Origin of the sequence: Castellaniella denitrificans, assembly GCF_042653765.1 — a bacterium.
Lineage (GTDB): Bacteria > Pseudomonadota > Gammaproteobacteria > Burkholderiales > Burkholderiaceae_B > Castellaniella > Castellaniella denitrificans.
The window spans coordinates 298477-310971 of record NZ_JBHSEZ010000001.1; the positions used below are offsets into that span (position 1 = coordinate 298477).

Consider the following 12495-nt stretch of genomic DNA (forward strand, 5'->3'; position numbering starts at 1 on the left):
AGACTTCGCGCCGGCCCACCCCCGGCCTGAGCGGAGAGACGGCGCGCGCGGCGGACCGGTTGTCTTCCGGCGGGCCCGCGCGGCCCCCGGCCCCGGTGCCGGACGCGCCCCGGCCCCCGCTCACAGCGCGGTGCGGATCTGGTCGAGCGCGCCCGGATCCTCGATCGTCGTCAGGTCGCCCGGATCGCGGCCTTCGCACAGCGCCACGATGGCCCGGCGCAGGACCTTGCCCGAACGCGTCTTGGGCAGGGTGTTGACGAACAGGATGCGCGCCGGGCGGGCCACGGCGCCGTTGCGCTGCTCGATGACGCGCTTGATCTCGGCTTCCAGGCGGTCGCGGGCGCCGGGCTCGTCCAGCGCGGCGGGATTGCGCAGGACGGCGAAGGCCATGGCCTCCTGGCCCTTGAGCTGGTCGGCGACCCCCACCACGGCCGATTCGGCCACGGCCGGGTGCGTGTTGACCGATTCCTCGATCTCGCGCGTGCCCAGGCGGTGCCCGGCGACGTTGATCACGTCGTCGGTGCGGCCCAGGATGTACCAATAGCCGTCGCCGTCCACCAGCCCCCAGTCGGAGGTCGAATAGCAGAGGCGGCCGGGGAAGGACTGGAAATAGGTGCGCACGAAGCGCTCGTCGTTGCCCCAGATCGTGCTCATCGCCCCGGGCGGCAGCGGCGGCTCGATCGCCACCACGCCCTTCTGGTTCGGACCGCAGTCCTGGCCGGTGGCCTCGTCGATCACCCGCGCGTCGTAGCCGTAGACCGGGAAGGACGGGCTGCCGAAGCGGGTGGGGACTTCCTCGACCCCGGGCTGGGCCGACAGGATCGGCCAGCCGGTCTCGGTCTGCCAGTAATTGTCGATCACCGGCTTGCCCAGGGCCTCGGACAGCCACTGGCCGGTGAGCTCGTCGAGCGGCTCGCCCGCCAGGTAGATGCGTTCGAGGCTGGACAGGTCGTGGCGGCGCAGCAGGGCCGGATCGTGCTTCTTCAGGACGCGGATCGCCGTCGGCGCGGAGAACAGCACGTTGACGCGGTAGGTCTCGACGATGCGCCAGAGGATGGCGGCGTCGGGGCGCACCGGCGTGCCTTCGTACATGACGGTCGCCTGGCCGTTGAGCAGCGGCCCGTAGACCACGTAGGAGTGCCCCACCACCCAGCCCACGTCGCTGCTGGAAAAGTAGACGTCGCCCGGCTTGCCGCCATAGATGTATTCCATGGACGCGCACAGCGCCACCGCGTAGCCGCCGACGTCGCGCTGGACGCCCTTGGGGTTGCCGGTCGTGCCCGAGGTGTACAGGATGTAGCTGGGCTCGTTGGATTCCAGCCAGACGACCGGCACCTGGGCGTCCAGGTGGCGCGCCCGCAGCGGCGCGTATTCCAGGTCGCGGTCCGCCGTCAGGTCCATGGGCGCCAGGCCCCGGTTCACCAGCACGACGCGTTCCGGCGCGTGGGACGACTGGGCGATCGCCTGATCCAGCAGCGGCTTGTAGGCGATCGGCCGCCCGCCGCGAGAGCCGGCGTCGGTGGACACGATCACCCGCGGCTGGGCGTCGTCGATGCGCTGGGCCAGGTTGTGCGCGGCGAAGCCGCCGAACACGACGGAATGGACGGCGCCGAGCCGGGCGCAGGCCAGCATGAAGAAGGCCGCCTGGGGAATCATGGGCAGGTAGATCAGCACGCGGTCGCCCTGGACGACCCCGAGTTCCTGCAGAGTGGCGGCGGCGGCGTTGACCTCGCGCGCGAGGTCGGCGCGGGTATAGACGATTTCCTGGTCGACTTCCGTGGACACCCAGATCAGGGCGGGCTGGTCGCCCTGGGTGTCGAGCCAGCGGTCGACCGCGTTGTAGCACAGGTTGGTGCGCCCGCCGACGAACCAGCGCGCGAACGGCGGCCGGGAATAGTCCAGGACCCGGGTGAAGGGGGTTTCCCAGTGGATGCGTTGGGCTTCGCGCGCCCAGAAGGCCTCCCGGTCCTGGATCGACTGTCGATGGAACTCGCGGATTTTCTGCATGGGGTCGTCTCCGGTGCCACCCTGCGGCCCATGCGGACCGCGGGTGTTTCTATGGGGGATGGAATGGGTAACATGCTACACCCTGGCCGGAAATTACAATGCCAGTCTGACACGAGACTGACGAGCGGTGGCGGCCCGCCAGCCTGGCGGCCGGGAAGGCCGCGAGGCGGACGCCGGCGGGCGCAAACCCGCACGGCAGGGGGACGCTTTACTCGGCTTCCTCAATCCACTACACTCGGAGAGTTGTCCGCAGGGCGGGCAACCCACAAGATCAACCCGGCGTCCGGTATCCGGCCAGTCTGCGACCCGTGTCGCGCTCGTTCAGGGCGCCGCGGCCACGCGGGACGGCTGCGGACGACGACATCCGAAGATCCGCCCATGCCACCGCCTCATTCCGCCCCAGATCAGCCGAACCCGCCCCGCCCCCTGGCGGTCCGTTCCCTGAAACTGCTGCTGTGCGCAGGCCTCGTGGCGCTGGCCGGCTGCGCGACCCAGCCCCGCAAGACGGCCGACGCCGACCTCAATTCCAATCACCTGCTGCGCGACAGCTACCTGCTCAGCACCCAGTCCGATCCGCTGGGCGCCTGGCTGGACAACAAGCGCAGCCTGGCCATCGACTACCCCGAATCCGAACCCTACGGCTCCAGCCAGGCGCCCAAGACGCTGGCGTCCACCGCCATGAAGTTCCTGGGCGTCAAGTACCGCTACGGGGGCGACGCCCCCGGCGAAGGCTTCGATTGCAGCGGCCTGGTCGCCTACGCGGCCGAGAAGTCCCTGGGCCTGAAGCTCCCCCGCCGGGCGCGCGAACAGGCCCAGCAGGGCATTTCCGTGGACCGCGACGAACTGCGGCGCGGCGATCTGGTGTTCTTCAATACCCTGGGCAGCCGGTTCTCCCACGTGGGCATCTACCTGGGCGACCACAAGTTCCTGCATGCGCCGCGCACCGGCGCCAGCATCCGCGTCGACAGCATGGACATGGCCTACTGGCGCAAGCGCTACAACGGCGCCCGGCGCCTCCAGGCGCAGTCCGATACCGGCCAGCCCATGGCCCTCGAACCCGCCGCCGTCGAACCCGCGGCCCGCAAGCATGCGACCACCAAGCATGCGACCGCCAGGCGCACGGCCACCAAGTCCGCGACCGCCAGGCATACGGCCGCCAAGTCCGCGTCGGCCAAATCCACATCGGCCAAATCCGCGACCGCGAAGCACACGACCACCACCAAGCGCGTGGCCGCCAAGCGCTGAGACGTCCCCCCCCAAAGAACGAAGCTCCGGCGACTTGCCGGGGCTTTTTCACGCCGGGTTCGCGTCTACGCCTGCAAGGCCAGCCCGCCCTGCCCGCCCCGCCGCTTGCACGACGCGCGCGCCGCCGCAGGATGAGCCGTGTTTTCCTCGCGCAGCGGGCACGCTTTACAGTACCCGCACTGATCCAGCGCCTGCTGCATGCTGCACACGGACCGCCGGCAGGCCAGCACGCGAATGCCGGCGCGCTGCGCCGCCAGGCGGAAGGTCTTCATCACGTTGTGCCCCAGGAAATCCGTCAGCAGGATGACCAGATCCGTTCCGGAGGGCAGCGCGGGCGCCTTTTTCTGATGCGAGGGATCGCGGCCGCTGATGTGATGGCGGATGGCGATGTTGTGGTCGCGCAGCAGGTCCGGGATGTTGCCCAGCCGGTCCGCGCCGACGATCAATGCACTGACTTGGGATTGCGCCATGGGATGGACTCCTGGAGGTGGGCCGGTGCGACATGACCGGCTCGTCATCGTGGTTTTGATAGTTAATGATAATCATTCCTATTAACAAACGCAATTCCGTTTGGTGTAACAAGCCTTCTCGTCAGCCCCCGGATTTACCCTGAGTCCACCCCGCCGTCTCCCAGGGACGTTCAGCATCCAGTCAACTTGCGTTCAGAAATTTGTTACCGGACGCAGCGCACAATCCCCGGAAAGGAATCCTTCCAACCGGAGACACATCATGCACACCCTGTTGCGCGACGGGCTGCCCTGCGCGGCCCTGGCCCTGGCCCTGAGCCTGGGCTGCCCCACCAGCCAGGCGGCCGACAACGAGATCGTCCTGGGCGCATCGGTCCAGCTGACCGGACCCGTGGCCAACACCGGGCGCTATTACAAGGACGCCTACCAGCTTGCGGTCGACCAGATCAACCGCAAGGGCGGGGTCCAGGTCGGCGGCAAGAAATACACGCTGGCGCTGAAGATCTACGACAACCAGTCCGACGTGAACCTGAGCGTGCGCCAGTACACGCAACTGGTCTCCAAGGACAAGGTGAACTTCCTGCTCGGACCCTTCGCCAGCAACTTCGCCCTGGCCGATTCCGCCGTCTCGGAAAAGTACCAGGTCCCCATGGTCCAGGGCGGCGGCGCCTCGGACCAGATCTTCTCGCGCGGCTTCAAGTACGTCTTCGGCACCCTCGCGCCGGCCAGCAACTACTTCGGCAGCACCATCGCCATGCTGAAGCAGCTCAAGCCCGCGCCCGCCCAGATCGCCCTGCTCTACGCGGACGACGCCTTCGACGTGTCGGTGGCCAAGGGCACGCGCCCGCTGCTGGAGCGGGCGGGCCTGAAGACCGTGATCGACGAGCGCTACAGCAGCAACGCCAGCGACTTCAACACCCTGCTGTCGCAGATCAAGTCCAAGCAGGCCGACGCCGTGCTGGTGGCGGGCCACGAGACCGAGATCCTGAACTTCATCCGCCAGGCCAAGAGCCTGGACGTCTCGCCCAAGCTCTATTCCTTCACCGTGGGCGTGCCCAGCGAGGACTTCCGCAAGGCCCTGGGCGCGGACGCCGAATACGCCTTCGGCATGACCGCCTGGCTGCCCAGCGAGACGCTGAAGGACGACTGGTTCGGCGACGCCGCCCAGTTCGCCAAGGCCTGGGGCGCCCAGTACCGCTACGAGCCCGACTACCACGCCGCTTCGGGCGTGGCCGACGTCGAGGCGATCGTCAAGGCCATCGAGAAGGCCGGATCGCTCGACCCCAAGGCCGTGCGCGACGCCCTGGCCGCCAGCGACTTCCAGAGCCTCTACGGGCACGTCGCCTTCGCCGACAACGGCCAGATCAACCTCGACCAAGTCGTGATCCAGGTGCAGGACGGCAAGCCCGCGGCCGTGTTCGACGGCAGCAAGTTCCTGCGCGACGCGAAATACCCGATGCCCGACTGGTCGAAGCGCTGATCCCCCCGCCACGTTCCCGAGAGAGCCCGCCTTGGACCTTCTGCTGCAAGTCCTCGTCAACGGCATCCTGCAGGGCGGGCTGTACGCCATCATGGCGCTCGGCCTGGCCCTGGTCTGGGGGGTGCTCAACATCGTCAACCTGGCCCACGGCGCCTTCATCATGCTGGGCGCCTACATCTCCTGGTACAGCTTCACCTGGCTGGGCCTGGATCCCTTCCTCGGGCTGCCCCTCACGGCGGTCCTGATGTTCGGCGTCGGCTACGCCGTGCAGCGCGGCATCCTGAACCTGGTCGCCCGGGCGCCCATGTTCAACACGCTGCTGATCACCTTCGGCCTGGAGGTCGTCCTGACCTACCTGGCGCAGCTGGTGTTCTCGGCCGACTTCCGCACCATCAACCCCTCCTACTCCGGCCGGAACATCGACGTCCTGGGCCTGACCATCCCGGTGGTCCGCCTGGCGGCGTCGGGCCTGGCCATCCTGCTGACGCTGGCCATGTGGCGCTTCCTGCTGCACACGCGGCTGGGCCGGGCGATCCGCGCGACCGCACAGAACCTGCCGGCGGCGCGCCTGCACGGGGTCGAGCCGCGCCACCTGTACGCCGTGACCTTCGGCCTGGGCCTGGCCCTGGCCGGCGCGGCCGGCGGCCTGTACGGCACCGTGTCCCAGATCAACCCCTACATCGGCGCGACCCTGACCGCCAAGTCCTTCGCCATCGCCATCATCGGCGGGCTGGACACGCCCCTGGGCGTCATCGCCGGTGGCCTGGTGCTGGGCCTGATCGAGGCCCTGGCCACCCTGTACATCGGCCCGACCTTCGCCGACGTCGCCAGCTTCGGCGTGCTGGTGCTGGTGCTCATCGTGCGGCCCAGCGGCCTGCTGGGGAGGACGGCATGAAAGCCCTGCGCATCCCCATCATCCTGGCGATCCTGGCCGCCCTCGCGCTGCTGCCGCTCTACGGCTCGGACACCGTCATCCAGTTCGGCATCAGCACCCTGCTGCTGGCGGTGCTGGCCCAGGGCTGGAACATCATCGGCGGCTACGCCGGCTACCCGTCCTTCGGCAACTCCACGTTCTACGGCCTGGGCGCCTATGGCGTGGGCATCGCCATGGTGCAGTGGCAACTGCCCTTCGCCGCCGGCCTGGCCTTCGGCGTGATCCTGGCCGTGGTCTTCGCCATCTGCCTGGGCATCCCGGTGCTGCGCCTGAAGGGCCACTATTTCGCCATCGCCACCCTGGCCCTGGCCCAGGTCATGGCGGCCATCGTCTCCAACGTGGAGCTGGCCGGCCAGAACATCGGCCTGGTGCTGCCGCCGCTGAACGACGACACCCTGTTCTATGAGCTGTCCCTGGGCCTGCTCGTCGCGGCCACCCTGACGGTCTGGTGGCTGACGCGCAGCCGCTTCGGCTTCGGCCTGATCGCGATCCGCGAGAACGAGGAAGGCGCGGTCGTGATGGGCGTGGACACGACGCGCTACAAGGTCCTGGCCTTCGCCCTGGCGGGCGTGTTCAGCGCCCTGGCCGGCGGCATCCACGCCTACTGGATCACCTTCCTGGATCCGGAAAGCGCCTTCGACATCACGCTGAACGTGAAGATGATCATCATGGCGGTCTTCGGCGGCCCGGGCACGGTCCTGGGGCCGCTGGTCGGCTCGCTCATCCTGTCGGCGATCTCCGAATTCCTGTCCAGCGAGGTCACCAGCATCGCCGGCCTGTTCTTCGGCGTCGTCATCGTCGTCGCCGTGGTGCTGATGCCGCGCGGCCTGGCCGACGTCGCCCGGCGCTACCGCCAGGCGGGCTGGCGCTACTTCATCGAAAACATCCGGATGCATCGGCTATGAGCTCAAGCGCGATCCTCGAGGCGCGCGGCCTGACGCGCCGCTTTGCCGGACTGGTGGCCGTGCACGACGTCAGCTTCTCGCTGTCGCCCGGCGAGATCCTGGGCTTCATCGGCCCCAACGGCGCGGGCAAGACCACGCTGATCAGCCTGCTGAGCGGCACCCTGGACCCCACCGAGGGCGAGGTCTGGTTCGACGGCCGGCGCATCGACCGCCTGGCCGCCTTCCGCCGGGCGCGCCTGGGCATCGGCCGCACCTTCCAGATCATGCAGCCCTTTCCGGGCCTGTCGGTGCTGGACAACGTGGCGGTCGGCGCCCTGTTCGGCCGCGGCCAGGGCCAGGCCAAGCTGGCGCTGGCGCGCGAAAGCGCCCGCGAATGCCTGGACTTCGTCGGGCTGGGCAGGCACGCCGACCACCGCGCCGAGGACCTGGGCGGCCCCGACCGCAAGCGCCTGGAGCTGGCCAAGGCCCTGGCCATGCAGCCGCGCGTGCTGCTGTGCGACGAGGTCATGGCCGGCCTGAACCTGGTGGAGATCGACGAAGTCATCGACATCATCCGCAAGGTGCGCGACACCGGCATCAGCATCATCGTCATCGAACACGTCATCAAGGCGATCCGCACCCTGTCGGACCGCATCATGGTGCTGCACCACGGCGAGAAGATCGCCGACGGCGCGCCCGACAGCGTGCTCACCGACAGCCGCGTCGTCGAAGCCTATCTCGGGAAGAAGCGCTCATGAACGCCACCACGCCCTCCTCGCAGGATGCGCTGCTGCGGATCCGCGGCCTGTCGGCCGGCTACGGTCTGGTCCAGGTGCTGCAATCGATCTCCCTGGACGTCCGGCCGGCCGAATTCCTGGCGCTGGTGGGCAGCAACGGCGCGGGCAAGACCACCCTGCTGCGCACGCTCTCCGGCCTGCTGCCGGTCCAGTCGGGCACCATCGAATGGGAAGGCCGGTCCATCGGCGGGCTCACGCCCGACGCGATCTTCCGCCTGGGCATCGTGCAGGTGCCCGAGGGCCGCCAGCTCTTTCCCCGCATGTCGGTGCAGGACAATCTGCTGATGGGCGCCTACCGGCGCGACGACAAGGCGGGCGTGCACGCGGACCTGGAGAAGGTCTACGGCCTGTTTCCCCGCATGGCCGAGCGGCGGCGCCAGCTCGCCGGCAGCATGTCGGGCGGCGAACAGCAGATGTGCGCCATGGCGCGCGCCCTGATGGCCCGGCCGCGCCTGCTGCTGGTCGACGAGATGAGCCTGGGGCTGGCCCCGATCATAGTGGATCAGTTGATGGACAACCTGACGGCCATCCGCGACCAGGGGGTCACCATCCTGCTGGTCGAGCAGGACATCCACCTGGCGCTGGCGGCGGCCGACCGGGCCTACGTGCTGGAAACCGGCCGCGTCGTGCGCGAAGGACCGGCCCGCGACCTGATCGAGGATCCGGAACTGAAGCGGGCCTATCTGGGGGTCTAGGCCTCCGGGCCCGGACCGGGATCGGGATCAGGCGGCATCCCGCACGGCGGGAGCCGGCTGGGCGACGGCCTCGGCCACCACGTCGCGCGACAGTTCGGGTGCCAGCATCTCCATCAGTACGTAGACGAAATCGCGCAGGAACACCCCGCGCTTGATCGCCACGCTGGTGGTGTGCCGGCCGAACAGGTGCCCGGCGGGCAGGCCGACCAGGCCCTTGTCGCGGCGCGGGTCGAAGGCCATGCCGGCGATGATGCCGATTCCCAGGCCGATGTCGGCATAGGTCTTGATCACGTCGGCGTCGATGGCTTCCAGCACGATGTCGGGCTCGATTCCGGCCTTCTCGAAGGCCGCGTCGATGGCGCGCCGCCCCGAGAACGCCCGGTCGTAGGTCACGATGGGGTACTGGGCCAGGTGCTCCAGCGACAGGTTGCGCGCGGCGCTGGAGGTCAGTTCCGTCAGGGGATGGTCGGGCGGCACCACCAGGGTGTGCTCCCAGGCGTACACCGGCAGGGCCACCAGGCCCGGAGTCTGGGCCAGGGTCTCGGTGGCGATCGCCAGGTCCGCCTGCTCGTGCAGGACCAGCCTGGCCAGGTGCTCGGGATTGCCTTCGGCCAGCGACACGTGGACCTTGGGAAAGCGCGCGCGGAACGCCGGAATCACGCGCGGCAGCAGGTAGCGGGCCTGGGTGTGGGTGCAGGCGATGACCAGGGAGCCTTCGTCGCGCTGGGCGAATTCGTCGCTGACCTTCTTCAGGTTGTCGACTTCGCGCATGATGCGGTCGATCACCGCCGACACGGCCTGGCCCGGCTTGGTCAGGCCCTTGAGGCGCTTGCCGTGGCGCTCGAAGATCCGCACGCCGAGCTCGTCCTCGAATTCGATGATGGCCTTGGACACCCCCGGCTGGGACGTGTACAGCGAACGGGCGGCTTCGGTGAGATTGAAGTTGCGCCGGATCGTTTCGCGGACAAAGCGGAATTGCTGCAGGTTCATGACGATGGCCCTATAGGAAGAGCCATTATATGTAATATAGAACCTGGTTTATATGATTTTTTGTTATTTGTTTAGGTCCTGGGATCGGGAGCGCCCCGATGGGCGCGCCCGCCCCGGACGGCGGGGCGGGCGCGCGGCGCGGGCCTATTTCATCGAGATCGTGGTGTTGATCTCGCGCGGATGGGCCTGCCAGCGGGCGGTCACGGTCTTGGTCTGGGTCCAGAAGTAGACCGACTGGCGGCCGTTGGGACCCAGGTCGCCCAGCTTCGAGGCCCGCGAGCCCGTGAAGCTGAACCAGGCCACCGGCACCGGGATGGGAATGTTGATCCCTACCTGGCCGACGTCGATGTTGTTCTGGAAATAGCGTGCATGGCCGCCATCCTGCGTGAAGATCGAGGTGCCGTTGCCGTTGGGGTTGGCGTTGATGAATTCCACCGCCTCTTCCAGCGTGTCCACCAGCACCACCGACAGCACCGGTCCGAAGATTTCCTCGCGGTAGATGCTCATGCCGGCCTTCACGCCGCTGAACACCGTCGGCCCGACGAAATTGCCCTTTTCGTAGCCGGGCACCTGGATGCCTCGGCCATCGAGCAGCAGTTCGGCGCCCTCGTCCACGCCCTTCTGGATCAGGCCCTCGACGCGCTGCCTGGCGGCGGGCGAGATCAGCGGGCCCAGGTCCGCCTGGCGGTCGGTGCCGATGTTGACCTTCAGCTTGCGCGCGCGCTCGACGAAGTCGGGCAGCCACTTCCGCGCCTCGCCCACCAGCACCAGCACGGAAATCGCCATGCAGCGCTCGCCGGCCGCGCCGAAGGCGGCGCCCAGCATCGAGTTCAGGGCGGCCTCGCGGTCGGCGTCGGGCATGATGACGCTGTGGTTCTTGGCGCCCATCATGGCCTGGCAGCGCTTGCCCGCGTTCGAGGAGCGGCGATAGATCTCCGTGCCGACGCGGGTCGAGCCGATGAAGGACACGGCCTTGATGTCGGGATGGTCGCACAGGGCGTTGGCGACGTCCGGGCCGCCGTGCACCACGTTCAGCACGCCCGGGGGCAGGCCGGCTTCCAGGGCCAGCTGGGCCACCATCAGCGAGGCCGTGGGATCCTGCTCGGACGGCTTGTAGACGAAGGTGTTGCCGCAGGTGACGGCGATGGGGAACATCCAGCACGGCAGCATCACGGGGAAGTTGAAGGCCGTGATCCCGGCGCATACTCCCAGGGGCTGAATGACCGAATAGACGTCGATGCCGGTGGCGGCGTTTTCGGCATAGTCGCCCAGCTGCAGGGTGTGGGCCGACGCGGCGTGATCGACGCCTTCGAGGCCGCGCGCGACCTCGCCCTCGGCGTCCGGCAGGGTCTTGCCGTGCTCGCGGGAAATGGCCTCGGCGATCTTCGGGGTGTGTTCCCGCAGCAGCTGGGCGAAATCCACCATGATCTGGCGGCGCTTGGCCTGGCTGGTGTTGCGCCAGGTCTTGAAGGCTTCCTTGGAATTGGCCACCGCCCGCTCGACTTCGGCCGGCGTGGCAAAGGGCACCCGGGCGACCACTTCCTGGGTCGCCGGGTTGATGATGTCGCGCCACTCCTTGGTTTCGGACTGGACGAGTTCCCCGCCGATCAGCAGCGGGACGCGTGGGATGTCGCTCATTCAAACCTCCTGGGTAAATTCGGTGAAAGCGGAAATCGGTGCCGGCGTCAGTGCTTGACCAGCGGGCAGGTCGAGGCCGACAGGGGCTGGAAGGCGTCCTTGGCCGGAATCGTGGCGACCAACTTGGACAGGTCCCATTCGCCCTTGGACTCGGCGGGGGTCTTGACCTCGTACAGGTACATGTCGTGGATCACCCGGCCGTCGGGACGGATGGAAGCATTGTGCATGATCGGATCCTGGATGGGGATCTCGCGCATCTTCGCCGCCACCTTGTCGCCCTGCGTGGAGCCGGTGGCCGCCACGGCCTTCAGGTAATGCAGCACGCTGGAATACACGCCGGCCTGCGTCATGGTGGGCTTCTTGCCCTGGTAGGCCTTGGCGAAGCGGTCGGACCAGGCGCGCGAGGCGTCGTCGAAGTCCCAGTAGAAGCCGTCCACGTAGCTCAGGCCCTGGGCGTTTTCCAGGCCCAGCGCGCGCAGGTCGGACAGGAACACCAGCAGGGACGCCAGGCGCTGGCCGCCCTTGACGATGCCGAATTCGCGCGCCTGCTTGACCGCGTTGACGGTGTCCTGGCCGCCGTTGGCCAGGGCCACGACCTGGGCGCCGGAGCTCTGCGCCTGCAGCAGGTAGGAGGCGAAGTCGGGCGCGTTCAGCGGATGCGGGACGGAGCCCTTGACCGTGCCGCCCAGGGCCTTGACCATGTCGGACGCGCCCTTTTCCAGGGAATGGCCGAAGGCGTAGTCCACCGTGATGAAGAACCAGGACTTGCCACCCTTGTCGAACATGGCCTTGACGCCGCCGATCGACTGGGAATACACGTCGAACATCCAGTGGAAGCCCACCGGGGAGCAGTTCTTGTTGGTCAGGTCCGTGGTGGCCGGGCCGGAGAACATCACAACCTTGTCCTTTTCGCGGGCGATGTTCTGCACCGCCAGGGCCACCGCGGAATTGGTCAGGTCGGCGATCGCCGTCACCCCGTCGCGGTCGAACCATTCGCGGGCGCGCGCCGCCCCGACGTCCGCCTTGTTCTGGTTGTCGGCCGACACCAGGTCGATCTTCATGCCCTTGCATTCGGCCTTCAGGCAGTCGTCGATGGCCAGCTGCGCGGCCGCCACCGACCCCATGCCGCCCATGGACGCGTAGGTGCCCGACATGTCGGTCAGGATCCCGATCTTGACGGGCGGGGTCGCCGCCTGCGAAACGGACATGGACAAGGCGGTGGCGCACAGGGCGGCCGCCAGGGTCGGCGTGAATTTCTGCATGGTCTTGTCTCCGTTGTCATTAGGGATCCCATGAACCAGCCCGTGCGCCGCGCGCAGGCCCGGCTCGTTCGGGGGATCCTCAGGTCCGCCGTCTGC

At 68.1% G+C, this 12495-nt stretch carries 11 protein-coding genes; 6 read left to right on the forward strand and 5 right to left on the reverse strand.

Translation table 11 applies throughout. From position 1 onward, the window contains the following. Positions 1–120: 120 nt before the first annotated feature. A complete protein-coding gene (locus ACFO27_RS01470; protein ID WP_376815690.1) occupies positions 121–2007 on the reverse strand; it encodes a propionate--CoA ligase in 1887 nt (628 codons plus the stop codon). Between the two features lie 378 nt (positions 2008–2385). Between ACFO27_RS01470 and ACFO27_RS01475 the strand changes: the two genes are divergently transcribed. After that, a complete protein-coding gene (locus tag ACFO27_RS01475; protein WP_376815691.1) occupies positions 2386–3252 on the forward strand; it encodes an NlpC/P60 family protein in 867 nt (288 codons plus the stop codon). Positions 3253–3317: 65 nt separating this feature from the next. On the opposite strand, the gene ACFO27_RS01480 is transcribed toward ACFO27_RS01475, so the two are convergent. Then, positions 3318–3722, reverse strand: coding sequence for a DUF2325 domain-containing protein (locus tag ACFO27_RS01480; RefSeq protein WP_376815692.1), 405 nt, complete (start codon positions 3720–3722; stop codon positions 3318–3320). A 259-nt stretch (positions 3723–3981) separates the two neighbouring features. On the opposite strand from ACFO27_RS01480, the gene ACFO27_RS01485 reads away from it, so the two are divergent. From ACFO27_RS01485 to ACFO27_RS01505, 5 genes are read left to right on the forward strand one after another with little or no spacing between them, the layout of a single operon-like run. Continuing rightward, positions 3982–5199 (forward strand): amino acid ABC transporter substrate-binding protein, encoded by a 1218-nt coding sequence (locus ACFO27_RS01485; protein ID WP_376815693.1) that lies wholly within the window; start codon positions 3982–3984, stop codon positions 5197–5199. Positions 5200–5230: 31 nt separating this feature from the next. Beyond that, positions 5231–6094: a branched-chain amino acid ABC transporter permease gene (locus tag ACFO27_RS01490; protein WP_376815694.1), complete on the forward strand. Its 864-nt coding sequence runs from the start codon at positions 5231–5233 to the stop codon at positions 6092–6094. Then, positions 6091–7038 carry a branched-chain amino acid ABC transporter permease gene (locus ACFO27_RS01495; protein WP_376815695.1) on the forward strand — a complete coding sequence of 316 codons (948 nt, stop codon included), beginning with the start codon at positions 6091–6093 and terminating at the stop codon, positions 7036–7038. The genes ACFO27_RS01490 and ACFO27_RS01495 overlap by 4 nt, the downstream gene beginning before the upstream one ends. After that, positions 7035–7775, forward strand: coding sequence for an ABC transporter ATP-binding protein (locus ACFO27_RS01500; protein ID WP_376815696.1), 741 nt, complete (start codon positions 7035–7037; stop codon positions 7773–7775). The genes ACFO27_RS01495 and ACFO27_RS01500 overlap by 4 nt, the downstream gene beginning before the upstream one ends. Further along, a complete protein-coding gene (locus ACFO27_RS01505) occupies positions 7772–8509 on the forward strand; it encodes an ABC transporter ATP-binding protein (RefSeq protein WP_376815697.1) in 738 nt (245 codons plus the stop codon). Before ACFO27_RS01500 ends, ACFO27_RS01505 begins: the two co-directional genes overlap by 4 nt. Positions 8510–8536: 27 nt before the next feature. Here the strand turns inward: ACFO27_RS01505 and ACFO27_RS01510 are convergent, their stop codons facing one another. The 3 genes from ACFO27_RS01510 to ACFO27_RS01520 form a co-directional block, all read right to left on the reverse strand. Then, positions 8537–9499 carry a CysB family HTH-type transcriptional regulator gene (locus tag ACFO27_RS01510; RefSeq protein ID WP_376815698.1) on the reverse strand — a complete coding sequence of 321 codons (963 nt, stop codon included), beginning with the start codon at positions 9497–9499 and terminating at the stop codon, positions 8537–8539. 144 nt (positions 9500–9643) lie between these two features. Then, positions 9644–11137: a CoA-acylating methylmalonate-semialdehyde dehydrogenase gene (locus tag ACFO27_RS01515; RefSeq protein WP_376815699.1), complete on the reverse strand. Its 1494-nt coding sequence runs from the start codon at positions 11135–11137 to the stop codon at positions 9644–9646. Positions 11138–11184: 47 nt separating this feature from the next. Then, positions 11185–12345, reverse strand: a complete 1161-nt coding sequence (locus ACFO27_RS01520; RefSeq protein ID WP_376816374.1) for an ABC transporter substrate-binding protein — start codon at positions 12343–12345, stop codon at positions 11185–11187. Positions 12346–12495 lie beyond the last annotated feature (150 nt).

Bases quoted from the DNA above. Each gene is read 5' to 3' on its own strand.
- ACFO27_RS01470 (WP_376815690.1), bottom strand. From the start codon at position 2,007: ATGCAGAAAATCCGCGAGTTCCATCGACAGTCGATCCAGGACCGGGAG.
- ACFO27_RS01475 (WP_376815691.1), top strand. From the start codon at position 2,386: ATGCCACCGCCTCATTCCGCCCCAGATCAGCCGAACCCGCCCCGCCCC.
- ACFO27_RS01480 (WP_376815692.1), bottom strand. From the start codon at position 3,722: ATGGCGCAATCCCAAGTCAGTGCATTGATCGTCGGCGCGGACCGGCTG.
- ACFO27_RS01485 (WP_376815693.1), top strand. From the start codon at position 3,982: ATGCACACCCTGTTGCGCGACGGGCTGCCCTGCGCGGCCCTGGCCCTG.
- ACFO27_RS01495 (WP_376815695.1), top strand. From the start codon at position 6,091: ATGAAAGCCCTGCGCATCCCCATCATCCTGGCGATCCTGGCCGCCCTC.
- ACFO27_RS01500 (WP_376815696.1), top strand. From the start codon at position 7,035: ATGAGCTCAAGCGCGATCCTCGAGGCGCGCGGCCTGACGCGCCGCTTT.
- ACFO27_RS01505 (WP_376815697.1), top strand. From the start codon at position 7,772: ATGAACGCCACCACGCCCTCCTCGCAGGATGCGCTGCTGCGGATCCGC.
- ACFO27_RS01510 (WP_376815698.1), bottom strand. From the start codon at position 9,499: ATGAACCTGCAGCAATTCCGCTTTGTCCGCGAAACGATCCGGCGCAAC.
- ACFO27_RS01515 (WP_376815699.1), bottom strand. From the start codon at position 11,137: ATGAGCGACATCCCACGCGTCCCGCTGCTGATCGGCGGGGAACTCGTC.
- ACFO27_RS01520 (WP_376816374.1), bottom strand. From the start codon at position 12,345: ATGTCCGTTTCGCAGGCGGCGACCCCGCCCGTCAAGATCGGGATCCTG.